20 protein-coding genes and 3 tRNA genes are annotated in these 24,047 nt (G+C 63.8%); 14 read left to right on the top strand and 9 right to left on the bottom strand.

What is annotated here, in order from left to right; genetic code table 11:
• Positions 1-8: 8 nt before the first annotated feature.
• Positions 9-734, bottom strand: a complete 726-nt coding sequence (gene ompR / locus U4Y90_RS00620; protein ID WP_008349770.1) for a two-component system response regulator OmpR — start codon at positions 732-734, stop codon at positions 9-11.
• 240 nt (positions 735-974) lie between these two features.
• On the opposite strand from ompR, the gene U4Y90_RS00615 reads away from it, so the two are divergent.
• Positions 975-1,346, top strand: a complete 372-nt coding sequence (locus U4Y90_RS00615) for a hypothetical protein (RefSeq protein ID WP_321791152.1) — start codon at positions 975-977, stop codon at positions 1,344-1,346.
• A gap of 16 nt (positions 1,347-1,362) precedes the next feature.
• Positions 1,363-2,229, top strand: coding sequence for a DUF1501 domain-containing protein (locus tag U4Y90_RS00610; RefSeq protein ID WP_321791150.1), 867 nt, complete (start codon positions 1,363-1,365; stop codon positions 2,227-2,229).
• Here U4Y90_RS00610 and U4Y90_RS00605 read toward each other — a convergent pair.
• Positions 2,226-3,068 carry a squalene/phytoene synthase family protein gene (locus tag U4Y90_RS00605; protein WP_321791148.1) on the bottom strand — a complete coding sequence of 281 codons (843 nt, stop codon included), beginning with the start codon at positions 3,066-3,068 and terminating at the stop codon, positions 2,226-2,228. The two genes, U4Y90_RS00610 and U4Y90_RS00605, sit on opposite strands and share 4 nt — an antisense overlap.
• Positions 3,069-3,276: 208 nt before the next feature.
• Here U4Y90_RS00605 and U4Y90_RS00600 point away from each other — a divergent pair, with 208 nt between their 5' ends.
• On the top strand, positions 3,277-3,663 hold the full coding sequence (locus U4Y90_RS00600; protein WP_321791146.1) for a hypothetical protein: 387 nt from the start codon (positions 3,277-3,279) through the stop codon (positions 3,661-3,663).
• A 44-nt stretch (positions 3,664-3,707) separates the two neighbouring features.
• Here U4Y90_RS00600 and U4Y90_RS00595 read toward each other — a convergent pair.
• Positions 3,708-3,794: transfer RNA gene (locus U4Y90_RS00595), tRNA-Leu, on the bottom strand.
• Positions 3,795-4,056: 262 nt separating this feature from the next.
• On the opposite strand from U4Y90_RS00595, the gene U4Y90_RS00590 reads away from it, so the two are divergent.
• Both U4Y90_RS00590 and U4Y90_RS00585 read left to right on the top strand, forming a co-directional pair.
• Positions 4,057-4,428, top strand: a complete 372-nt coding sequence (locus U4Y90_RS00590; protein WP_321791144.1) for a DUF2946 domain-containing protein — start codon at positions 4,057-4,059, stop codon at positions 4,426-4,428.
• Positions 4,429-4,669: 241 nt separating this feature from the next.
• Positions 4,670-6,118 carry a PepSY domain-containing protein gene (locus tag U4Y90_RS00585; protein ID WP_321791142.1) on the top strand — a complete coding sequence of 483 codons (1,449 nt, stop codon included), beginning with the start codon at positions 4,670-4,672 and terminating at the stop codon, positions 6,116-6,118.
• A 22-nt stretch (positions 6,119-6,140) separates the two neighbouring features.
• Here the strand turns inward: U4Y90_RS00585 and U4Y90_RS00580 are convergent, their stop codons facing one another.
• On the bottom strand, positions 6,141-7,289 hold the full coding sequence (locus tag U4Y90_RS00580) for a glycerate kinase (protein ID WP_321791141.1): 1,149 nt from the start codon (positions 7,287-7,289) through the stop codon (positions 6,141-6,143).
• Between the two features lie 526 nt (positions 7,290-7,815).
• On the opposite strand from U4Y90_RS00580, the gene tig reads away from it, so the two are divergent.
• The 8 genes from tig to U4Y90_RS00540 all read left to right on the top strand — a co-directional run bounded on the left by tig (position 7,816) and on the right by U4Y90_RS00540 (position 16,986).
• Positions 7,816-9,162 (top strand): trigger factor, encoded by a 1,347-nt coding sequence (tig, locus tag U4Y90_RS00575; protein ID WP_321792518.1) that lies wholly within the window; start codon positions 7,816-7,818, stop codon positions 9,160-9,162.
• A gap of 139 nt (positions 9,163-9,301) precedes the next feature.
• Positions 9,302-9,955, top strand: coding sequence for an ATP-dependent Clp endopeptidase proteolytic subunit ClpP (gene clpP, locus U4Y90_RS00570; RefSeq protein ID WP_321791139.1), 654 nt, complete (start codon positions 9,302-9,304; stop codon positions 9,953-9,955).
• A gap of 176 nt (positions 9,956-10,131) precedes the next feature.
• Positions 10,132-11,403, top strand: coding sequence for an ATP-dependent Clp protease ATP-binding subunit ClpX (gene clpX / locus U4Y90_RS00565; RefSeq protein WP_061149689.1), 1,272 nt, complete (start codon positions 10,132-10,134; stop codon positions 11,401-11,403).
• A 186-nt stretch (positions 11,404-11,589) separates the two neighbouring features.
• Positions 11,590-14,013 carry an endopeptidase La gene (gene lon / locus U4Y90_RS00560; protein ID WP_321791132.1) on the top strand — a complete coding sequence of 808 codons (2,424 nt, stop codon included), beginning with the start codon at positions 11,590-11,592 and terminating at the stop codon, positions 14,011-14,013.
• A 217-nt stretch (positions 14,014-14,230) separates the two neighbouring features.
• On the top strand, positions 14,231-14,557 hold the full coding sequence (locus U4Y90_RS00555) for an HU family DNA-binding protein (RefSeq protein ID WP_321792516.1): 327 nt from the start codon (positions 14,231-14,233) through the stop codon (positions 14,555-14,557).
• A gap of 75 nt (positions 14,558-14,632) precedes the next feature.
• Positions 14,633-14,708, top strand: a tRNA-Val gene (locus U4Y90_RS00550).
• 26 nt (positions 14,709-14,734) lie between these two features.
• Positions 14,735-14,811 (top strand) — tRNA-Asp (locus tag U4Y90_RS00545).
• Positions 14,812-15,063: 252 nt separating this feature from the next.
• Entirely contained in the window at positions 15,064-16,986 is a 1,923-nt protein-coding gene (locus tag U4Y90_RS00540; RefSeq protein WP_321791130.1) for a SurA N-terminal domain-containing protein, read from the top strand.
• A gap of 100 nt (positions 16,987-17,086) precedes the next feature.
• On the opposite strand, the gene U4Y90_RS00535 is transcribed toward U4Y90_RS00540, so the two are convergent.
• On the bottom strand, positions 17,087-17,428 hold the full coding sequence (locus U4Y90_RS00535) for a hypothetical protein (protein ID WP_321791128.1): 342 nt from the start codon (positions 17,426-17,428) through the stop codon (positions 17,087-17,089).
• A gap of 124 nt (positions 17,429-17,552) precedes the next feature.
• The gene (locus U4Y90_RS00530) at positions 17,553-18,224 is read right to left on the bottom strand and encodes an arylesterase (RefSeq protein ID WP_321791126.1); all 672 of its coding nucleotides are present in this window, start codon (positions 18,222-18,224) and stop codon (positions 17,553-17,555) included.
• On the opposite strand from U4Y90_RS00530, the gene U4Y90_RS00525 reads away from it, so the two are divergent.
• On the top strand, positions 18,223-18,924 hold the full coding sequence (locus U4Y90_RS00525; RefSeq protein ID WP_321791124.1) for an ABC transporter ATP-binding protein: 702 nt from the start codon (positions 18,223-18,225) through the stop codon (positions 18,922-18,924). The genes U4Y90_RS00530 and U4Y90_RS00525 overlap by 2 nt on opposite strands.
• A 49-nt stretch (positions 18,925-18,973) precedes the next feature.
• On the opposite strand, the gene pgi is transcribed toward U4Y90_RS00525, so the two are convergent.
• The 3 genes from pgi to U4Y90_RS00510 all read right to left on the bottom strand — a co-directional run bounded on the left by pgi (position 18,974) and on the right by U4Y90_RS00510 (position 23,756).
• Complete coding sequence (gene pgi / locus U4Y90_RS00520; RefSeq protein ID WP_321791122.1) at positions 18,974-20,608, bottom strand: glucose-6-phosphate isomerase; 1,635 nt, start codon at positions 20,606-20,608, stop codon at positions 18,974-18,976.
• Positions 20,609-20,804: 196 nt separating this feature from the next.
• The gene (locus tag U4Y90_RS00515) at positions 20,805-22,367 is read right to left on the bottom strand and encodes an NAD(P)H-hydrate dehydratase (protein WP_321791120.1); all 1,563 of its coding nucleotides are present in this window, start codon (positions 22,365-22,367) and stop codon (positions 20,805-20,807) included.
• A 96-nt stretch (positions 22,368-22,463) separates the two neighbouring features.
• Positions 22,464-23,756, bottom strand: a complete 1,293-nt coding sequence (locus U4Y90_RS00510; RefSeq protein WP_321791118.1) for an FAD-dependent oxidoreductase — start codon at positions 23,754-23,756, stop codon at positions 22,464-22,466.
• Positions 23,757-24,047: the final 291 nt, after the last annotated feature.

The raw sequence follows: 24,047 nt of genomic DNA, 5'->3' as shown, positions 1-24,047 counted from the left end.
AGGATCGATCAGGCAGCGCCGTCGGGAATGAAGACGTAGCCGAGGCCCCATACGGTCTGGATGAAGCGCGGACTGCTGGGGTCGGGTTCGATCAGCTTGCGCAGACGCGAGATCTGCACGTCGAGGCTGCGATCGAACACTTCGTATTCACGGCCGCGGGCGAGCTCCATCAGCTTTTCGCGCGAGAGCGGTTGACGCGGATGGCGCGCAAACACCTTCAGCACGGAGAATTCGCCGGTGGTCAGCGGAATTTCCTGGCCGTTCTTCGTGAGCGTGCGCGTCGCGAGGTTCAGCGCAAACTCGCCGAACTCGAACACTTCGGTGGTTTCGGACGGCGCGCCCGGCAATTCGGACGGCGTCTGACGACGCAGCACCGCATGGATCCGCGCGACGAGTTCGCGCGGATTGAACGGCTTCGGCAGATAGTCGTCCGCGCCCATCTCGAGGCCGACGATGCGATCGACATCTTCGCCCTTCGCCGTGAGCATGATGATCGGCGTGCGATCGTTGCTGCCGCGCAGACGACGGCAGATGGAAAGACCGTCTTCACCAGGCAGCATCAGATCGAGCACGAGCAGATCGAAACGCTCGCGCACCCAGAGCTTGTTCATCGACGGCGCGTTCTCCGCGACGTACACGTTGAAGCCCTGCTCACCGAGGTAACGCCTCAGCAGATCGCGCAGGCGCGGATCGTCGTCGACGACGAGAATTTTTGAAGGGTTCTTGGTTTCCATGGCGGCATCTTAGCGCGTTTGTTCAAACGCCGAGTTTGTAACAAAAGCGAGTGTAACAGTTCGTTACAAAATTTACGGAGGCTGTGGCACGGCCTAAGGGTTTGGTGCGTACACTGCTTTACCTAAGCCCGCCATTCGGTAGATACTCCATTAGACCAGCGCGTCGTGCGGCCCGACCAAGCCACGGCGAGACGCGAAAAGACTGAGGCTGTCCGGTTGTCGAGCAACGAAGGGAACAACATGAAGGGAGCGCGGCAGCGCGGACCTGTGCGCACCGAGCGCATTTTCAGAAAGACACTTCTTGCCAGTGCGCTTTACGCAGTACTGAGCACGCCTCACGCCTATGCGCAATCGACGGGCTTCGATCGCGGCATCACGAGTTCCCCGAATCGATTCGACGGCCGCATGATTCGCGCGCAGCAGCGCGTGAGCAAGAGCTCGGCTTCTTCGACTCACGACCACGATCCGAAAGCACCGGCCATGCAGCCCATCCAGCAGGTCGACCAAACGCCGCCCGCGCGCCCGCCGCGTCACACGGTGATGACTGCCGACGAGCGGCGTCTCTTGCGTCAGCACATCGAAGAAGCGGTGCGCGATCTCTACAAGCGATAAGCAGCGCATCTGCTCGATGAACCGACGTCAATTCCTCTCGATTGCCGGCGCGTTCGCGGGATGTGCGTGCAACGTAGCCGATGCGTTCGCTGGCGCACATTCCGATGCTTCATCTCCCATTCGCTCGCTCGTGCTCGTCGATCTCGACGGTGGCAACGATGCGCTCAACATGGTCATTCCTATCGCCGATCCGCGCTATCGCGTGCTAAGGCCGAGTCTCGCCATTCCGAAAGATCGGGCGTTGCCGCTCGATGAGCACACGGCCCTGCATCCGTCGTTGCTGCCATTGATGAGCGCGTGGCGGGCGAAGGATCTGGCGATCGTGCAGGGCGTCGGATATGACTCACGCAACCGCTCGCATTTCCGCTCGCGCGAGATATGGGACACCGCGTCGCATGCGGATGAATATCGTGCCGATGGCTGGCTCGATCGCGTGAACGGTTCGCGTGGTCGCGGCGTGAAGGTCATCCACGTCACGTTGCACGGCTTCGATACGCACGAAAGCCAGGCGCATCGGCATGCGGCGCTTCTTGCCGATCTGGCGCAAGGACTCGCGACGCTGCGAGCGTCGTTGATCGCGTCCGGCGCTTGGGATCGGACACTCGTGATGACGCGCTCGGAGTTCGGACGCGCTGCGCGAGAGAATGACGCGGGCGGCACCGAGCACGGCGCGGCGGCGGCGCATTTCATGATGGGCGGCAGCGTGCGCGGCGGACTCTTCGGTGCGCCGCCGCGACTCGATCGGCTCGATGCGGACGGCGGCCTGCCCGTCGGCATCGATTTCAGAAGGCTCTATGCGACGGTGCTCGAAGCGTGCTGGCGGATCGATGCCGCGTCGATTCTCGGCGCGCGTTTCGAGCCGCTGCCGATGCTACGCGCCTAACGCGTTTTCCATGTGATCCACAGCTTGCGGATCGGCGTGAGCGCGATGCGTTGATGCAGCACCTGAAAGTTCTCCCGCTCGATCTCGTCGAAGAGTGCAAGCGAAAGCGCGGCCTGCGCGCGCAGCACACGTTGCGTCGCGCGTTCCGAAGCGGGAACGGCGGTCAATGCATCGCCGAGCGCTTGCCGGGCGCGGCTGGTCTGAAAACGCATGAGGTCGGTGAATGCGTCGCCGTACTTGCGATTGATGATGTCCGCGGCCGTTACGTTGAAGCGCTGCAACTCATCGATGGGAATATAGATGCGGCCATGTCGCGCATCGTCGCCGATCTGCTGGACGCGCTCGGCGAGCAACAAGGCCGATCCGAGCGGCGCCGCCCATGCCGCGGCGTGCTGCGGATCTCGCGCGCTCGCGCGTGCCACCGCCGTCGCGAACGCGCCGCCGGTCTGGTCGAGGTAGCGTCTGAAGCCGGGCCAGTCGAGATAGCGCGCCTGATCCAGATCCATGCCGAAGCCGTCGACGACCGCCGCGAGCGATGCGCGCCCGGCATCGTCCAGAACGGGGTGCGCGGTATCGCCCGCATGCGCCTGCAACGCCTTCGTGACCGGGTGCGTGGGCTCGCCGCCGTCGAGCCGGCCGAGTTCGCTTTGCCACCACGCGTGCTTCGTGCGGCCGATGGTCGGATCGCTGGTTTCCTTCACGGTCTCTTCGAGCTCGCGATAGAGCGCGTAGAGCGCGGTCAGCAGCGGCTGATTCGCCGCCGGCGCGCGGCGCAGCGCGTAGTACGTGCCGGATCCATCAGGGGCGGCCTTTTGCTGGCAATAGTCGTCGAAATTCACGAACGGGGCTTGTGGGAGTTCGAAGGGGAGGCGTCGTGGTTCTTGTCTTGCGGTTTCGCCACACGGGCGCTCATTTTATCCGGCGAGGCGCGGCTTCGCTGCCGGCGGGCCAGCCCGGCAAGATTGTGCGCCGAGCCACCGACGCCGCGCGTCGTGCGCGCGACACTGCGGCAATCGACTCCATCGGCTGGCGAAGCCGGAGGCATCCATGGCCTTGAGCAAATCCGAGAACAGGCAATTCGGCGACAGATGTCTGCCTCACCTCGTGAGAAGCGTGGCGACGGATTTCGGCTTCGACTTTCGGGTGTGTCCGCGGCAGATGCACGTCTCGCCGACGACAGGCCTGCATATCACCGCGAGCCGTCGTGCCGACGCGAGGCTCACGTATCCGCTCAACGTCTTCGTGATCTGGCAGCCGACGTGCGTACGGCGCTTTCTCTCGCACGTCGACCGGCCGATCGCCGCTGCCCGCGCAAGCGAGCGAATTCCGGAAGAGATCAGGCGGATGATGGAACAGGCGGGCATCGACGTCGCGGGCCGCTCGCAGGCAAGAGGCGAGGTGATGATGGTGGAGCTCGGCGATATCAATATCTAGTCCGGAAAACAAAAAACCCCTTTGCCGATCAAAGGGGTTTCGTGTGGTGCGAGGAGCGGGACTCGAACCCGCACACCCTTGCGGGCGTCAGGACCTAAACCTGGTGCGTCTACCAATTTCGCCATCCTCGCAGCACGGCAGGCGCTCTGGGCTGATGCGGCGATGACCGCGCCCGGCGATGCCGCCGTGTCCGGCACCGGTCCACTGTGCCAAGCCCGAGATTCTAACCGATTCGTCTGGCGATGTCTGCGAAATTGCGTCGACGCTTCGCATGCGGAAGGCGGCCGGCACGCCGCATGAGCATCGATCCCGGGCATACGTGGCCGAAGATTGCGGCTCGTCCATCGGCTGCCTACAATCTCGCTCATTCTCCCGGCATCGGCATTTCCTCTCATGACCCGCAACGCGCGCAATCGCTTCGTCGCATGGCTCGGCATCGCCGCCATGTGGCTTGCCATTGTCGCACCGGTCATCAGCCAGACGCTTGCCGCGCGCAATGCTGCGACCGATCCTCGAGCGGTGCTATGTGCGGTCGATGCATCCGCAACCGATGCGCATGCCGGTCATCACGACGCCGCGAGTCATTTCGATGCGTGCTCGTACTGCGGACTGCTCGCGCATCATCTGCCGATCGGCGCGGGTATCGCGCACGATGTCGCGCTGGTCGAGCGCGTCACCCGCGTGTCGCCATTCGCGAACGTCGGCAGCGTCGCGTCGAAGTCCTTCAACGCCGCGAGTCCGCGCGCGCCTCCCGTTCTCTCCTGAAGCTCTCCCTCGTCCGATCGCATGCGGCGTGATCGATCGCGGCCGCATCACGGCCGGGAATACAGTCACATCGCGCGCGGTACCTGACTCGGGCGGCGATATCGCTCGCTCGACAACACCCAATCGAATCCGGATACGTGCGGCGGCACGGGCACGTATCCGGTCGTCGCGTTCCATCTCGAAGGGCGTAGCCCTGTCCGACGCTTCTTCACTGAAACGCACGCACTCAACGAGAATCACCATGCTTGCACCCAATCTGAACGCGGCAGCAGCAAAGTCGAACGCAGAGGTCATCGCGCATCGCCGCACGCTCTGGCGCTGGCATTTCTATGCGGGACTCTTCGTGATGCCGCTCCTGATCGTGCTCGCGATCACCGGCACGCTCTACTGTTTTCAGCCGCAGATCGAACCGCTGCTGTATCGCGACAGGATGATCGTCGCCGATACACACGGCCCGCAGCTTTCACGCGACGTCCTGCTCGCGAAGGCTGCGGCGAGCGAGCCGCCCGGCGCCGTGCCGACCCTCGCGCAGATCGAAACCGATCGCACGCGCAGCGCCGAGTTCGTCTTTCGCCTGCCTTCGGGCGAGAGCGAAAGCGTGTATGTGAACCCGTATGACGGCGCGGTCCTCGGCACGCTTTCCATCGAACATCGATTGATGAAGCAGGTGCGCGATCTGCATCGCGGCCTGATGCTCGGCAAGACCGGCGAACTGCTGATGGAGCTCGCGGGATGCTGGACGCTCGTGATGATCGGCACTGGCATCGCGTTGTGGTGGCCGAACCGGTCGAATGAGAGAAAGGGCGGTGTGTGGCTGCCGCGCCTGTCGCTGCAAGGCCGCGCGTGGTGGCGCGATCTGCACTCGGTGGGCGGCCTCTGGCTCGCCGTCGGCGCGCTTTTTTTCGTGCTCTCCGGCTTGCCGTGGTCGGGCTCGTGGGGCAAGCAGTTCAAGGCGCTCGCGACATCCGCGTCGCTCGGCTATCCGAAGGGCGCCTGGGGCGAGGCGCACGTGCATTCGACGGCGCCCGGCGCGGCATCGCGTGAAGCAAAAGACATGGGCGAACACGCGATGCACGGCATGCCGATGAAGATGGACGATCTGCCGTTGCATCAGACGCCGTGGGCCGTCGGCGCGACGACTGTGCCGGACGGCGAAAAGGCGTCGTCATCGGCTACGCGCCTGTCGATCGACGAAGTGGTCGCGCTCGCCGCGAAAAACGGTGTCGCTGACGACTACGGCATCGCGCTTCCGAGCAAGCCCACGGGCGTCTACACGGTGTCGTATTTTCCCGCCGATCCGCGCGCCGAACGCACGTTGCACATCGATCAGTACAGCGGCCGCGTGCTCTCGGATATCGACTACGCGAGCTACGGGCGCGTCGCGCAGTGGATCTCGTACGGCACCTCGCTGCATATGGGACGCTACTTCGGGCTCGCGAATCAGATCGTCTGCTCGGCGATCTCGCTCGGGCTCGCGGCGCTGGCCGTGACGGGCTTCATCATGTGGATGCAGCGGCGCCCCGCGCGCGAGCTCGGCGCGCCGGCGCGACCGGCCAGACGTCCGCCGATGCGTGCATGGCGCGGCAGCCTGACGTTGCTCGGCGTGATCTTCCCGCTGATGGGTGCAACGATGCTCGCCGTCTGGTGCCTCGACCGGCTCGCGTTCGGAGCGAGGCGCGCGGCTGCCTGATGCGCGCGCGCCGCGCCCGGATTTATCGGGAACCGAACCTCAGGCGCGTGAGCTGCTCGGCTTCGTTGGCGAGCAGCCGCGCGGCATCGCGAATCGCCGTTTCGAGCGTGATCGGGCCGGGCGCCGGCGAGAAGCAGCCGCTGAAGAACTCGGAAAGTCGCGGCAACGCGGCCGAATCGACGGCGCCCGACAGCAGCGACGCCGGCACGCCCCGGTCGCGCGCGTGCTTGCAGGCGATGAACGGCGCCTTGCCGTGCAGCGTTTGCACGTCGGAGCGCCCTTCGCCCGTAATGAGCCAGTTCGCGCCTTCGAGCGCGGCGTCGAGTCCGATCTCGCGCGCCACCACTTCCGCGCCGGTCTCGAAACGCGCGCCGAGCATATGCAGCGCGAAGCCGAGTCCGCCCGCCGCGCCCGCGCCGGGTTCGTTGCGTTTGGCGACGCCCATCGCCGGTTCGAGCAGATCGGCGAAATGGGCTAGAGCGGCGTCGATCGTCGCGACCTGCTCGGGCGTCACGCCTTTTTGCGGGCCGAAGACGGCGGTCGCGCCGTGATCGCCGGTAAGCGGATTGTCGACGTCCGACATGCCGACGAACGCCGCGTCCTTCACGCGCGGATCGAGCCCCGATGCGTCGATGCGCGCGACCTGCGCGAGCGCCGACGGCACCGGATCGAGTTCCTTGCCGGCCGCATCGAGGAGTTTCAGTCCGAGTCCGACGAGCAGACCCGCGCCGCCGTCGTTGGTGCTGCTGCCGCCGAGCGCGACGTAGAACTTGCGCGCGCCCGAATCGAGCAGCGCGCGGATCGCCTCGCCCATGCCGAGCGTGCTGCGCTCGGTGACGGGCACGGCCATGCCGTCCGGATCGGTGATGCCGACGACTTCCGCCGTCTCGATGATCGCGCCGCCATCGTCGAGCAGCCCCGTGGCGGCGTCGCGGCGCGCCGCGGCGGCGCCGCGCACGTTCAGCATGCGGCGCTCGCCGCCTGCAGAGAGCATCGCGTCGAGCGTGCCTTCGCCGCCGTCGGCTATCGGGCGGATGCGGATCTCGGCGTCCGGCCGCGCACGCCTGATACCTTCGGCGATGGCGTTCGCGACGCCTTCCGCGGAGAGCGAGCCCTTGAAGGAATCCGGAGCGATGACAACTACGGGAGCAGCAGACGTGGCGTTAGGCATGGTGTCTCGATGTTCTGATGTGGAGGGACGATTGAAAAGCTGCCGCGACGCCCAATCTATGCAGTCGTTGCATGTGCTCCATGCCTTGTGGCAATGGATTGCGCAGCGGGCGGCTTCGTCGCGTGAATCATGCGCCGGCAAGCTTATCAGCGTGACGCGCGACGCAAAATAGCGCCGTGCCGATAGCGGGAATTGTGCGCGTGCGAGTGCGCCGGGAAAACGCGGATTTACGCCGAAATCTGCCCCGAAAACGGGCATTTTTTCGGGCAAATCCGCTGGAATCGCCGTGTCGACGAATTCGTCGGACGGGCTCGCCGAAATTGTTTGCTAAAATGCTTGGCTCTGTTGACTGACACCGCGTCGGGCGACGTTCCGGCACGACCGCGAGACGCGTTTTTTGCGCGTCTTCCGATGCCAGGCGTCGATTTCGGCCGGCTCACGCAGAGCCCGCACCCGGACCCGCGCCTTTAGAACCGCGGAAGAACCGAACACCGAATTTACGATTTACTCTAGGACGATTTCAGCCATGGCTAACGTAGTTGAGAACCTCGGCAAGCTCGAACGCCGCGTGACGATTTCCCTGCAGAAGGATACGGTGCAGAAGGAAGTGGATTCGCGCATCCGCCAGTTGGCCAAGAACGTGCGCATGCCGGGTTTCCGCCCGGGCAAGGTGCCGCTCAAGATGGTGACGCAGCAGTACGGCGGCCAGGTCGAGGCGGAAGTGCTGAGCGACAAGGTCGGCAAGGAATTCTTCGACGTCACGCGCGCTGAGAACCTGCGCGTCGCGGGCCAGCCGAGCTTCGCGCCGAAGTCGGAAGCAGCAACCGACGCCTACGCGTTCGACGCGACCTTCGAGGTCTATCCCGAAGTGCAGCTCGGCGACGTGTCGACCGCTGAAATCGAACGCACGGTCACGACCATTTCCGAAGCGGAAGTCGATCGTACGCTGGACATCCTGCGCAAGCAGCGCGTGCATTTCCATGCGCGCGGCGAATCCGGCGAACACGGCGACGGCGGTGCGGACACCGCAGCCAAGGAAGGCGACCGCGTGACGCTCGATTTCGTCGGCAAGATCGACGGCGTCGCGTTCGAAGGCGGCAGCGCGCAGGACTTCGCGTTCGTGCTGGGCGAAGGCCGCATGCTGCCGGAATTCGAGCAAGCCGCGACGGGCCTGAAGGACGGCGAGTCGCGCGAGTTCGACCTCAAGTTCCCGGAGGACTACCACGGCAAGGACGTGGCGGGCAAAACCGCGCAGTTCACGATCACGATCAAGAAGATCGAGTGGCCGCATCTGCCGGAAATCAACGCGGATTTCGCGAAGTCGCTCGGCATCGAAGACGGCGATCTCACCAAGATGCGCACCGAGATCAAGGACAACCTGGAGCGTGAAGCGAAGCGCCGCACGCAGCAGATCGTGAAGAACCAGGTGATGGACGCGCTCCTGAAAATCTCCGAGCTCGACGTGCCGAAGGCGCTGATCGAGCAGGATCAGCAGCGCCTCGTCGAAATGGCCCGTCAGGACCTGCAGCAGCGCGGTGTGCCGAACGCCGCCGACGCGCCGATTCCGGCCGAAATGTTCGCCGAGCAGGCCGAACGCCGCGTGAAGCTGGGCCTCGTGCTGGCCGAACTCGTGAAAGCCAACGAACTGCAGGCGAAGCCCGAGCAGATCCGCGCTGAAGTGGACGAATTCGCCAAGAGCTACGAAGACCCGAAGGAAGTCGTCCGCTGGTATTATTCGAACCAGCAGCGCCTCGCCGAGATGGAAGCGTACGTCGTCGAAAGCAACGTCGTCGATTTCGTCCTGGGCAAGGCCAAGGTGACCGACAAGGAAGTCAGCTTCGAGGAACTGGCCAGCGCAACGGCGCAAGCCTGACGCGAGTGGCAAGGGGCGTGCGGAGTCGTCGGACTGACGGCTCGCACGCCTTTTTTGCATTAAAGTTTGGGCGTTTGCATGCCGTTCTACCGGGTGTTCCTTTGTCGTTCAGTATCCCTATTCCGAACAAGGAAATTGCATGACCTTTCGCGCTGAATTGCTCGACACGTTGGCGTCCCACGCACCGCGGGATTTCGAAACCCAGGCGCTCGGCCTCGTTCCGATGGTCGTGGAAACGAGCGGCCGCGGCGAGCGTGCCTATGATATTTACTCGCGCCTCCTCAAGGAGCGCGTGGTGTTTCTCGTCGGTGAAGTGAACGACCAGTCGGCTAACCTCGTCGTCGCTCAGTTGTTGTTCCTGGAAAGCGAGAACCCGGACAAGGACATCAGCCTGTACATCAACAGTCCCGGCGGCTCGGTCTCGGCCGGCATGGCGATCTACGACACCATGCAGTTCGTCAAGCCCGATGTCTCCACGCTGTGCATGGGGCTCGCCGCGAGCATGGGCGCGTTCCTGCTGGCGGCCGGTGCGAAGGGCAAGCGCGTTGCGCTGCCGAACGCCCGCGTGATGATTCACCAGCCGCTCGGCGGCGCACGCGGCCAGGCATCGGACATCGAAATCCAGGCGCGGGAAATCCTGTATCTCAAGGAGCGTTTGAATCAGTTGCTGTCGCACCACACGGGTCAGCCCGTCGAGCGCATCGCGCGCGACACGGATCGCGACAACTTCATGTCGGGCGACGACGCGCAAGCTTACGGCCTCGTCGACCAGGTGCTTCACAAGCGTCCCTGAAGGCGTCCGGAGCGGCGCCGCGCCGGCGCGCGGAGACGACGTGCCGGCCGAGAGTGCGAAGTCGCGCATGCGGCGCAACGCCAGAACGCGCTTCGTTCGTCCTCGCGGGTGCGAATCTGCGACGGCGAATCGAAGGGCGTATCATGTAACAAGAGTGTCCGGAGGCTCACACATTTATGGCGGACAAAAAAGGTTCCAGTAGCGAAAAGCTGCTGTATTGCTCGTTCTGCGGCAAAAGCCAGCATGAGGTGAAAAAACTCATTGCTGGTCCGTCGGTGTTCATCTGCGATGAATGTATCGACCTGTGCAACGAGATCATTCGCGACGAGGCAGCCGGTGCGGCGGAAGAGGCTGGGCTGAGCAAGTCCGACCTGCCGAGCCCGCAGGAAATCAGCGATATCCTCAATCAGTACGTGATCGGCCAGGAACGCGCGAAGAAAATTCTCGCGGTGGCGGTGTACAACCACTACAAGCGTCTCAAGCATCTCGACAAGAAGGACGAAATCGAGCTGTCGAAGAGCAATATTCTCTTGATCGGGCCGACCGGCTCGGGCAAGACGCTGCTCGCGCAGACGCTCGCGCGCATGCTGAACGTGCCGTTCGTGATCGCGGATGCGACGACGCTGACCGAAGCCGGCTACGTCGGCGAGGACGTCGAGAACATCATTCAGAAGCTGCTGCAGAACTGCAACTACGAAGTCGACAAGGCGCAGCGCGGCATCGTGTATATCGACGAAATCGACAAGATCAGCCGCAAGTCGGACAACCCGTCGATCACGCGCGACGTGTCCGGCGAGGGCGTGCAGCAGGCTTTGCTCAAGCTGATCGAAGGCACGATGGCGTCGGTGCCTCCGCAAGGCGGCCGCAAGCACCCGAATCAGGACTTCATCCAGGTCGATACGACCAACATTCTGTTCGTCTGCGGCGGTGCGTTCGACGGGCTGGAAAAAGTCATCACGGATCGCACCGAGAAAACCGGTATCGGTTTCGGCGCGAGCGTGAAGAGCAAGCAGGATCGCGACGCGGGCGAAGTGCTGCGCGAAGTCGAGCCGGAAGATCTGATCAAGTTCGGTCTGATTCCGGAACTGATCGGCCGTCTGCCCGTCGTGGCGACGCTCGGCAAGCTCGACGAAGCGGCGCTCGTGAAGATCCTGATCGAGCCGAAAAACGCGCTCGTGAAGCAGTATCACAAGCTCTTCGCGATGGAACGCGTGGAACTGGAAATCCGTCCGGCGGCGCTGCAGGCCATCGCGCAGAAGGCGATTCGCCGCAAGACCGGCGCGCGCGGCCTGCGTTCGATTCTGGAACAGGCGTTGCTCGACGTGATGTACGAACTGCCGACCATGAAGGGCGTTTCGAAGGTGATCGTCGACGACAACACGATCGACGGTGACGGCAAGCCGCTGCTCATCTACGAAGACGCACCGAAAGTAGCAGGATCGAACTGAAGCAGGCTGTGTGTCGGCGAAAGGCCGTTCATGGCAACGTGAACGGCTTTTTATTTTTTTCGGTTTATCTTGTGGACGTTACTGACGCGATCTTTGACTAACGACTTTTCCCTTCCGATAAAGGCTTGCAATAGCTCTGAACGGCCTTACTTACGACTGAACTGATTCCACTAATGGGGAAATGAAATGTCAGGAACCCAACTCCTCCCGCAGGAACGCATCACGCTGCCGCTGCTCCCGCTGCGCGACGTAGTCGTTTTCCCGCATATGGTGATTCCGCTCTTCGTCGGGCGGCCCAAGTCGATCAAGGCACTCGAAGCCGCGATGGAAGGCGGCAAGCACATCATGCTCGTCGCCCAGAAAACGGCGGCGAAAGATGAGCCGACCGAAAAAGACATGTACGAAGTAGGATGTGTCGCCAACATCCTGCAAATGCTGAAGCTGCCGGACGGCACGGTTAAAGTGCTCGTCGAAGGCCTGCAGCGCGCGAAGACGCTTACGATCGAAGAACAGGAAACGCAATTTTCCTGCGATGTGATGCCGCTCGAGCCGGACCACGCCGACAGCGCCGAAACCGAAGCGCTGCGCCGCGCGATCGTCTCGCAGTTCGATCAGTACGTGAAGCTCAACAAGAAGATTCCGCCGGAAATCCTGACGTCGCTGTCGGGGATCGACGAGGCGGGTCGTCTTGCCGACACCATCGCCGCGCACTTGCCGCTCAAGCTCGACCAGAAGCAGCACATCCTCGAGATGTTCCCTGTGATCGAGCGTCTCGAGCATCTGCTCGCCCAACTCGAAGCCGAAATCGACATCCTTCAGGTCGAGAAGCGCATTCGTGGCCGGGTGAAGCGCCAGATGGAAAAGAGCCAGCGCGAGTACTACCTGAACGAACAGGTCAAGGCGATTCAGAAGGAACTGGGCGAAGGCGAAGAGGGTGCGGATCTCGAAGAGCTCGAGAAACGCATCACCGCCGCGCGCATGCCGAAGGAAGCCAAGAAGAAGGCCGATGCCGAGCTCAAGAAACTGAAGCTCATGTCGCCGATGTCCGCGGAAGCGACCGTCGTGCGCAACTATATCGACACGCTGATCGGCTTGCCGTGGCGCAAGAAGAGCAAGGTCAACAACGACCTCTCGAACGCCGAGCGCGTGCTCGATGAAGACCACTTCGGTCTCGAGAAGGTGAAAGAACGCATTCTCGAGTATCTCGCGGTCCAGCAACGCGTCGAGAAGGTGAAGGCGCCGATCCTGTGCCTCGTCGGGCCTCCGGGCGTCGGCAAGACCTCGCTCGGGCAGTCGATCGCGCGCGCGACGAATCGAAAGTTCGTGCGCATGGCGCTCGGCGGCGTGCATGACGAGTCCGAGATTCGCGGCCACCGCCGCACGTATATCGGCTCGATGCCCGGCAAGATCCTGCAGAGCCTCGCGAAGGTCGGTGTGCGCAATCCGCTTTTCCTGCTCGACGAAGTCGACAAGATGGGCATGGATTTCCGTGGCGATCCGGCCTCGGCGCTGCTCGAAGTGCTCGATCCGGAACAGAATCACACCTTCGCGGACCACTACATCGAAGTGGACTTCGACCTGTCCGACGTGATGTTCGTCGCGACGTCGAACTCGCTGAACATCCCGCCGCCGCTGCTCGACCGGATGGAAGTCATCCGCCTGTCGGGTTACACGGAAGACGAGAAGGTCAGCATCGCGACGCGTTACCTTCTGCCGAAACAGAAGCGCAACAACGGCCTGAAGGACGGCGAAATCGATCTCACCGAACAGGCGATCCGCGACATCATTCGCTACTACACGCGTGAAGCGGGTGTGCGTTCGCTCGAGCGCGAAGTGTCGAAGATCTGCCGCAAGGTCGTGAAGATGCTGCTGCTGAAGAAGGCCGAAGGCGCGGTGAAGGTCGATGGTTCCAACCTCGACACCTTCCTCGGCGTTCGCAAGTACGACTTCGGTCTCGCCGCGAAGGAGAACCAGATCGGTCAGGTCACGGGTCTCGCATGGACGGAAGTCGGCGGCGATCTGCTGACGATCGAAGCGGCGGTGATGCCTGGCAAGGGCGGTGTGATCCGCACGGGTTCGCTCGGCGACGTGATGAAGGAATCCGTCGAAGCGGCGCGCTCGGTGGTGCGTTCGCGTTCGCGGCGCCTCGGCATCACGGATGAATCTTTCGAGAAGAAGGACATCCACATCCACGTGCCGGAAGGCGCGACGCCGAAGGACGGCCCGTCCGCCGGTATCGCGATGACCACGGCGCTGGTGTCGGTGCTGACCGGCATTCCGGTTCGTGCGGATGTCGCGATGACGGGCGAAATCACGCTGCGCGGCGAAGTGCTGCCGATCGGCGGGTTGAAGGAGAAGCTTCTGGCGGCGCATCGCGGCGGCATCAAGCTCGTGCTGATCCCGGAGGAAAACACGAAGGATCTGGCCGACATCCCCGATAACGTGAAGAACGCCATCGAGATCGTGCCGGTTCGCTGGATCGATCGCGTGCTGGAACTGGCGCTCGAACGTGCGCCGGAATCGTTGCCCGAAGACGAAGCGAAGGCGACGCCGGTGGCGGCCGAACAGCAGAAGGACGCGCCCGCATCGGGCGAAGTCGTGAAGCACTGAGCGCATCTCGCGACACGGTTTCATCGCCGTGTTGCGTGATCGAAACTAAAAACCCGTGGGCGTCCGCCCGCGGGTTTTTCTTTTTGTGCGCAGCTTTTCGAAGAGGTCTTCTAAAACGCCCGAAACCCCCGTCGAATAAGGCTCAACCCCCGTTGACACGCCTCTTTCGGCTAAGTTAAATGGGCGCCGCATCCAATCTTATCGAGATGCCATTCGCATCGATGCTGAACCAGATCGATTACAACGTGCCAATACTGATTCGGGGATCACAATGAACAAGACGGAACTGATCGACCATATCGCGCAGCAAGCCGATATCTCCAAGGCCGCCGCGGGTCGCGCGCTCGAGGCGGTAATCGGCGGCGTGCGCGCGACGCTGAAAAAGGGCGGGACTGTGACGCTCGTCGGCTTCGGCACGTTCGCCGTGGGCAAGCGCACCGCGCGCACGGGCCGCAATCCGCGCACCGGCGATGCGATCAAGATCAAGGCCGCGAAGGTGCCGAAATTTCGCCCTGGCAAAGCGCTGAAGGATGCGCTAAACTAGCGGACTCGCTGGATACGGAACTTCGTAAAACGAGGCCCTGATTCAGCGCAGCGCAAACCGAGTGAATTGCGGACCGGGTGCTTAGCTCAGTTGGTAGAGCGGCGCCCTTACAAGGCGTAGGTCGGGAGTTCGAGCCTCTCAGCACCCACCAGGTCTCAGTTCATTGCGCGCTACCCAGGAGCGGTAGTTCAGTTGGTTAGAATACCGGCCTGTCACGCCGGGGGTCGCGGGTTCGAGTCCCGTCCGCTCCGCCAGATTCGACAAGAAATCCCGTAAGCTTCACGGCTTGCGGGATTTTTGTTTTTGCGCGCGCTCATTAAGAATACTAACGATTGCATCAAGGCAGTGAATGCCGATTGGAAGCAAATTTTCGAAAGACACCGTCCATTGCGCAAAAGCGACGCGACAATTTCGCCTCCAGTCACGCAAATCCCTCCCGCCTTTCGCCTTTTCCCCGCCCACTGTTGTAATATCGAGCGTTTTGTTATAACCACGCAGCGCTACGCATGCTCGACTTCTTCCGTAATCACCAGCGCCTGATGATGGCTCTGCTGATCCTGATCATCGTGCCCGGTTTGGGCATGGTCGGGATTCAGGGCTTCAGCAACTATTTCGACGAAAGCTCTTACGTCGCCAGCGTGAATGGTCACAAGATCACGCGCGCCGAATTCGACAGCGCCTTCCGGCAACAAGTGGACCGCGCGCGCTCGATGCTCGGCTCGCAGTTCGACGCCAAGATGTTCGACACGCCCGAGGCACGCGCCGCCATGGTCGACAGCCTCGTGCAGCAACGCGCGATGGCCGACGAAACGCAGCGCCTGCACCTGACCGCCTCCGACGACGCCGTGCGCCGCGCGCTGCTGTCCGATCCGGTGATCTCGTCGCTGAAGAAGCCGGATGGCAGCATCGACCTCGAACGCTACAAGCAACTGCTCGCGATGCAGGGCATGACGCCCGCGCAGTACGACGAGCGCATGCGCTATACGATCGCGACCGAGCAGATTCCGGGCAGCATCCAGGCGACTTCGTTCACGTCGAAATCGCTCGCGCAGAGTCTGACCGAACTCGCGGAGCAAAAGCGCTCGGTGCAGGGTTTGTCGCTGCGCGCCGCTGACTACACCGCCAAGGTTCAGCCGACCGACGCCCAACTCACCGCGTACTACGAAGCGCACCGCAACGACTTTGCGACGCCCGAAACGGCGACGATCCAGTATCTCCTGTTGTCGCCATCGACGATCGCGGCGGCATCGAAAGCGAGCGACGCCGATCTCAAGAAGTACTACGACGACAATATCCAGCGCTATCGCACGGAAGCGGAAGTGCGCGCGAGCCACATTCTCGTCAACGCGCCGAAGGACGCAAGCGCGGCGGAAAAGGCCAAGGCCAAACAGAAGGCCGAAGACCTGCTCGCGCAAGTCAAGGCGCATCCGGACCAGTTCGCGCAGATCGCGCAGAAGAACTCGGACGACCCGGGCTCCGCGAGCAAAGGTGGCGATCTCGGCTACTTCGCGCACGGCCAGATCGCGGGCGGCAAGGCGTTCGACGACGCCGCGTTCGCGCTGAAGAAGGGCGAGGTGAGCAATCTCGTCGAGTCGGATTTCGGTTACCACATCATCCAGGCGACCGACGTGAAGCCCTCCGTCACGAAGTCGTTCGATGAAGTGAAGGACGCGATCGCGAAAGACTATGCGGCCCAACAAGGCACGAAGGGTTTCGCCGATGCCGCACAGGGTTTCACCGACCTCGTCTATGAAAAGTCCAAGACGTTGCAGCCCGCGGCTGACAAGTACAAGTTGACGGTCCAGACCGCGACAGTCGGCCCGAAGCCGAGCGCGCAGTTGCCGCAAGACAATCCGCTCAACAATCCGAAGTTCCTTGCGGCCGTGTTCGCGCCGGACTCGGTGAAGGATCGCAACAACACGCAGGCCATCGACGTCGGCAACAACACGCTGATCGCCGCGCGCGTCACCGACTACAAGGCATCGACCGTTCCGGCGTTCGACGTCGTGAAAGACGATGTGCGCAAGAAGGTCGTCGCGGACATGGCTGCTGCGATGGCGAAGAAGGAAGGCGAGGCGAGGCTCGCGGACCTGCAGAAGTCGAAATCGACGGATGGCTTCACGTCGCCGGTCACGGTGTCGCGCAACGACGCGCAGGGCCTGCCGCCTGCCGCGCTGAGCGCGATCTTCAAGGCGGATGCATCGAAGCTGCCGTCGTATGTCGGCGTGGATCTCGGTGCCGAAGGCTACGCGATCTATCGCGTGAACGGCATCGAGAAGGCGACGCCGGTCGCCGCCGATCGCCTTGCCGGGGCGCAGCAGCAGGTCGCGCAGGTGTACGCACAGGCCGACATGGAGGCGTACATCAACTCGTTGAAAGCTCGCTCGAAGGTCAAGCTGAGTCAGGCGCCGCCGCCGTCGTCGAACTGATTGGCGCGCACGTCGTGAAAAAGCCCCGCATCCGAAAGAATGCGGGGCTTTTTGTTTGGCTACGCCGCCATGAGGCGGCAAGCGGGCGTCAGAACCCTGCTTACAGGCAAGCCTGAATGTCGCCGGTCGCCTGGCTGCCGGCAGCGCCCGAGGCGCGGAAACCGACCCACGTACCTGAACCCGACCATGCCGGATGCACGACGGCTGCGGCGCCGTTCGGCGGCTGCTGGCCGGGAACGTACACGTCGACGCCCTTGTCGTTCGCCAGCGTGTCCTGCGACACGACTTGCTGTTGCGACTTGTCGGCCCACTTTTGCGCGATGCACTGCGCGACCACGTTCGGTGCCTTCTGGCTCGTGCCGACCTGCTGCACATTGGCGGGCGGCTGAGCAGCACAGGCCGAGATCGCGACGGTCAGGGCGAGAAGAGGGATTAATTTCACGTGACCTCCTTGTAGAGTCGCTCAATAGACGAGCGGGGTTATAAGAGTTACGCGAAAGTCTCAGATATCTGAATCCTGGCCGTGTTCCGCGTCGGATTGCAAAGCTGTCGCGGCTGGCGTCTTTCTAGTGTGACGCCTTGGCGCCCAGCAAGGGTTTCAAGGTTGGCCAGACGTTATCCAATAGCAAAGGCTGGGCCTGCACCGTCGGATGGATCTGATCCGACTGGAACATGGCAGGCTTGTCAGCGATGCCGGCAAGCAGGAAAGGCACGAGCGGCACGTTCTTGTCCTTCGCGATGCGTTCATAGACTGCATGGAACTTTTGCGTGTAGTCGGGGCCGTAATTGGGCGGAACATACATGCCGATGAGTAAAACCTTCGCATGTGCGGCCTGCGACGCATCGACGATGCTGCGCAGATTCGTCTCGGTGGTCGCGAGCGGCACGCCGCGCAATGCATCGTTCGCGCCGAGTTCGACGATCACGATAGCCGGCCTGATGCGCGAAAGGACTGCGGTCAGTCGCGCGCGCCCGCCGCTCGTGGTGTCGCCGCTGATGCTCGAATTGGCGACGCTATAATCGAAATGCTCCTTCGTTAGCCGCTCGCGCAAAAGATTGACCCAGCCGGTGTCGCGCGGCAGGCCGTATTCGGCCGAGAGGCTGTCTCCCAGCACGACGATGGCGGGCTTCGGTTGCGGCGCCGCTTGCGCATCTGCGGCGTGCGCGCTCGCCGAGCACGCCGCCATCAGCGCGACTGCGGGAACGAGGCCGCGCACGTTCTTTTTCAGAGTGTCCATGCAAAACAATATCGAGCCGGTCATCGAAGTACGGGGATTAAGCAAGCGAGTGAAGGACGCAACGGGCGAGCTCACGATTCTCGATCAGATCGATCTGTCGATTGCGAAGGGCAGCAGCGTCGCGATCGTCGGGGCATCGGGCTCGGGCAAGTCGACCTTGCTCGGCCTGCTCGCCGGATTGGACAGCGCGAGCGAGGGCTCGGTTCGTCTGCTCGGCAAGGAGTTGTCGAGCCTGAGCGAAGACGAGCGCGCGGCGCTCAGAAGCGGCGCCGTCGGCTTCGTGTTTCAGTCGTTCCAGCTGATGCCCCATCTGACCGCGCTCGAAAACGTGATGCTGCCGCTCGAATTGCGCGCGGAGATGCCGCACGGCGAGATCGCCGCGCGCGCACGTTCGCTGCTCGGCCAGGTCGGTCTCGCGCAACGCACGGGTCATTATCCGAAGCTGCTGTCGGGCGGCGAGCAACAGCGCGTGGCGCTCGCGCGCGCGTTCGTCACGCATCCCGCCGTGCTCTTCGCCGACGAGCCCACCGGAAGCCTCGATGCCGCCACGGGCTACGCGATCATCGATCTGATGTTCGAAATGAACCGCCGCAATGGCGCGACGCTCGTGCTCGTCACGCATGATGCGGAACTCGCCGAGCGCTGCGACGCCACGGTGACGATCGAAGCGGGGCGGCTCGTCAACGGCCTCGGCGTATAAAAAGGCCCGCAACGCCGAAGCGCTGCGGGCCACGCGCTCGATGCGCGCGTCAGCGCTTCAATGCCTTGCGCGCACGCGCGATCAACGCCGACGTCGACGAGTCATGCTTGGCCGGATCGGCGCTCGCGGCGGTGATATCGGCCTCGACGACCTTGCCGAGAATCTTGCCGAGCTCCACGCCCCACTGATCGAACGAGTTGATGTCCCACACCGTGCCCTGCACCAGCACCTTGTGCTCGTAAAGTGCGATGAGCGCGCCGAGCGACTGCGGCGTGAGTGCATCGAGCATGATGGTCGTGGTCGGGCGATTGCCGGGGAAGCTCAGATGCGTCGCGAGTTCTTCCTTGCCCGGGCCCGCGACCTTCTTCGCTTCTTCGAGCGTGCGGCCGAGCATCAGCGCTTCGCTCTGCGCGAAGCAGTTGGCGAGCAGCTTCGCATGATGATCGACGAGTGGATGCTCCGGTGTCAGCACGGCGATGAAGTCGATCGGGATCAGCGTCGGCCCTTGATGCAGCATCTGGAAGAACGCGTGCTGGCCGTTCGTCCCCGGCTCGCCCCAGATCACAGCGGCGGTCGGATAGTCGACCATCTTGCCATCGAGTCGCGCGGACTTGCCGTTGCTCTCCATCTCGAGTTGCTGGAGATATGAAGGCAGGTAGTGCAGCGCCTGCGAATACGGCGCGACGAGATCGCTTTGCGAGCCGAAGAAGTTGCGGTACCAGATGCCGATCATGCCCATCAGCACGGGCAGGTTCTTGTCGGGCGGCGCGGTGCGGAAGTGCTCGTCCATCGCGGCCGCGCCTTGCAGCAGCGCGTCGAAGTTCTGCGGCCCGACCGACAACATGATCGACAGACCGACCGCCGACCACAGCGAATAACGGCCGCCGACCCAGTCCCACATCTCGAAGACATTTTCTTTCGCGATGCCGAACTTCACCACTTCGGCCGGATTGGCCGACACGCCGACGAAATGCTTCGAAAGCTGGTCTTCAGGACAGCCGGATTTCAGGAACCAGTCGCGCATCGAGTGCGCGTTGGTCATCGTTTCGAGCGTCGTGAAGGTCTTGGATACGACGATCGCAAGCGTCTCTTCGGCGTCGACTTGTTGTAGGACACTCCAGAGATCGGCGCCGTCGACATTCGATACGAAATGCGTGTCGAGATCCTTCGACGCCAGATGATGCAGCGCGTGCACGACCATCTTCGGCCCGAGATCCGAGCCGCCGATGCCGATATTCACGACATGACGAATGCGCTTGCCGGAATAGCCTTTCCACGCGCCGTCGCGAACCTTCTCGGCGAAGGCGGCCATCTTGGCCTTTTCCTTCTGCACCTGCTCGTAGAACGGCGCGTCGGGCGACTGGGCGCGCAGCGCGGTATGCAGCACCGCGCGATGTTCGGTGATGTTGACGATATCGCCACGGAACATCGCATCGCGGCGTTCCGTGACCTTGGCCTGCTGCGCAACCTCGACGAGCAGCTTGAGCGTTTCGTCCTTGACGCGGTTTTTGGAGAAGTCGATCGCGAGGCCGCCGCCCGCGAAGGTCAGGCGCTCGGCGCGTGTCGGCGCGGTGTCGTTTTGCGGCGCGAACCAGTCGCGCAGGCGCTCGCCGGAGATGGCATCGTAGTGCGACTGGAGCGCCGACCAGGCAGGAAGCGAATTGAGCATCGAGTGTTGGGTCATGAGCGGTCCGTTAGTCTGAGAGTGACAGAGGAATACGTTCGTGCGATTGCGGCCCGGCTTGCCTGTGCGTGTCGTGTTTGGTGAACGCGACTAAACGGCCGCGGTTGCCCGAATCAAAAAAGAGTATAGCGACGATGCATGAACGAATGCTTGCAAAGCGTTACGACGACTTTCGCAAGCAACCGTCCGAACGCGGTCAGCTTCGCGCGTGTTCCGCGTAGAAGCGGCGATTGACGAGACTTCGCACGGCGGGGGCGAGCTCGCCCGCGGTCAATCCCGCCGGTCCGATGCCGGCGTCGGTCAACGTCTGCGCGGCGAGGCCGTGCAGATAGACGCCCGCGAGCGCCGCTTCGTACGCGGGCAGTTTTTGCGCAAGCAATGCTCCGATCAATCCGCCGAGCACGTCGCCGGTGCCGCCCGTGGCGAGTCCGGCGTTGCCGGTCGGATTCACGGCGACGCGGCCATCGGGCGAAGCGACCACCGTGCCCGATCCCTTGAGCACCGCGATCGCGCCATAGCGCGCCGACAGTTGACGCACGGCGGCGAGGCGATCGGCCTGGACGGCTTTCGCGTCGGTCTGCAGGAGCCGCGCCGCTTCGAGCGGATGCGGCGTCAGAATGCACGGATCGCCCTGCGCGCCGCGCGCGGCGACCGCGGAGGCGAGCGCGTCGTCTTTCGCGACGAGGTTGAGCGCGTCGGCGTCGAGCACTTTCGGGATGTCGAGCTTGAGCGCCTCGGTCAGCAACTTCCCGGCGCGTTCGCTCGTGCCCATGCCGCAGCCGATCGCCAACGCATCCATTTTGCCGAGCGCGAAGCCGTCGGCGTGATGCAGCATCAGTTCGGGATGCGGCGGATCGTAGGGCGGAAAACCTTCGCCCAGAAACGCGACGTGAACCTTCCCCGCGCCGCCGAAAAGCGCCATGCGCGCGGCGAGTATCGGCGCGCCGCACATGCCCGTGTCGCCGCCGATCACCGCGAGCGAGCCGAACGTGCCCTTGTTGGTCGCGTTGTCGCGCGGCGGCATGCAGGCGTCGAAGAGCGCGGGCGCATTGAGCACGACCGACGGCGCGGCGCTCGCGTCGACCTCCAGCGTCGAAACGAAAAGCCGTCCCGTCAGATCGCGGCCGAGCGATGTGAAATGCCCCGGTTTCGCGCCGATGAACGTGATGGTGTCCGTCGCTCGCACGGGCTCGCCGCCGCTCACCGGCGTGCCAGTGTCGCTGTTCAGGCCGCTCGGGACATCGAGCGCGAGCACGCGGCCCGAAGCGCGCGAGCGGCGCGTCATGCGCGCGGCGATATCGGCGAACACGCCTTCCAGCGCTCGCGTGAGACCGATGCCGAACATGCCGTCGACGAGCCAGCCGAAGCCGTCGAGCGACGCGGGCGGCTGGCCGTCGATCGTGACTCCCGCCGCGCGCGCCGCTTCGAGCGCCCAGCGTGCGTCGTCCGGCTTGACTTCGACGGGCATGCACACGCGCACGCCAATGCCCGCGCGATGCAGATGCTCGGCCATTACGAGCGCGTCGCCGCCGTTGTTGCCGGGGCCGGCCGCGATCCACACCGGCAGCGCGCGCGAATCGGGATCGTGCTCCAGCGTATCGATGAGACATTGCGCCGCGGCGGCGCCCGCGCGCGCCATCAGCGTGTGCGGCGGCAGCGCGGCGGCGGCGCGCGCTTCGAGCGTGCGCAACTCGGCGAGCGTGAGCAGCGCGAGCGGATCGTCTTTGGGCGTGAAGTAGGGGGTGCGGGCAGCGGTCATGGCGGCGGACGGAAGGGCGCTTCGAGAGTCGAATCGTTCGGAAACCCGGCTCTGCCCGCACGCGACATGCCCGTCAGGGCCGTGCGCGCCGCACCGTCAGAAGCGTTCGACGCTCATCGCAGCGAGCGTGCCGGCGGGAATATCGGGCGTGATGCCGGAAACGAGGTCCGCGATCACTTTAGCAGACCCGCATGCGAGGCCCCAGCCCGCGGGGCCGTGCGCCGCGTTCACGAAAAGCCGCGGATGCCGGGTCGCGCCGACGAGCGGCAGTCCGTCGGCGGTGATGAGCCGCAGTCCATCCCACGCGCGTGCGGCGGAAACGCGCGCCGCGCCGGGAATCCAGTCGTGCGTGCCGTGGCCCAGCAGGTCGAGCGCGCGGCGCGAGAGCGTGGCGTCGAGCGGCTTGTCGGCCTTCGACGCGCTCTGGAACACGCCCGCGCCACCGACGCGCAGGCGCTGGTTGATGCGCGTCATCGTGATGCGCTTGATCGAATCGACGACCGTGAGATGCGGCGCGCGCTCTTCATAGGCGACGGGCGCGGTGAGCGTATGCACGCGCAGCGGGAAGACCGAGGACGCCGACTTGATGCCGCCGATGAGTTGAGGCGTGCCGGCGCCCGCCGCGACGACGATCGCGTCCGCCGTGATCAGCTCGACATCGGCGCTGCGCCTCTTGCCCTCGTTCGGATCGGCCAGCTCGACGGCGGCGCGCGCGCCCTCCAGACGCACCGAAGCGACCGCCCGATGCATGCGGAACTGCACGCCGTCGTCTTCGAGCATCTGTTTCAGTTGCTTGGTGAAGAGCGGGCAGTTCGCCGTGCGCTCCTCGGGCAGCAGCACGCCGCCCGCGAATTCCGGGTGATCCGGCACGGAAGGCTCGACCGCGACGCATTCCTCGGGCGTCAGCAGCCGATAGGGGACGCCGCAGGCCTTGAGCAGGTCGATCGCCGGCTGCGCGTCGTCCAGCTCGCGCTGCTGCCGGAACACATGCAACATGCCGCGGCGCTGCTCGAAATCGAGCTCCAGCCGGTTTTCGATGTCGGCGAGCACACGCCGCGACAGATCGACGAGCGGCTGCAAATGCGCGTACTGGGCGGCGAACGCTTCGGGATCGCGCAGCGTCGCGAGCTGCTTGAGAAAATCGCGCGCGGCCGAATCGAACCCGGTCTTGACCACCATGCCGCTTTGCTTCGCCCGGCTCGCGGCCATGAAGGTCGGCCCGAACCAGACATCGAGCGGCGAGGGCAGCAGCGCGCCGCCCTGGCCGTAGGTGGCGCCTTGCGCGACGGTCGCGTGACGTTCTACCACGCAGACGCGATGGCCTGCCGCGTGCAACTGACAGGCGGTGGCGATGCCGGCGATTCCTCCGCCGATGACGATGACATCCATGACTTTTTGTGCCCGAAAGGCGCGAGATTGCAGTGCGACGCGGTGTGAAGCGAGGCGCGAGCGCCCAGCATCTTCGTGATTCCGTGCGCGTCGACGGTAAAACGACAGGACCGGCGGCCTGATTCCGCGCGCCGTACCCGAAGAAAGCGCGCCATGATAGCGCCAAAATCGTTTGCCAGGGACCGCGAGCCGCGCCGTCATGCGGGGTGCGGCTTGTCCCGTTCCACGCGTGCGAACGAGACCGGAGCGATTTCGGGATACGCGACGCTGCATTTCGCGTGGCGGGCCCGC

This window comes from Caballeronia sp. J97 (genome assembly GCF_905220305.1).
In the GTDB taxonomy this organism is placed as follows: Bacteria; Pseudomonadota; Gammaproteobacteria; order Burkholderiales; family Burkholderiaceae; genus Caballeronia.
Note: the sequence above shows the minus strand (reverse complement) of the source record. Positions and strands in the feature narration are given on the sequence as shown.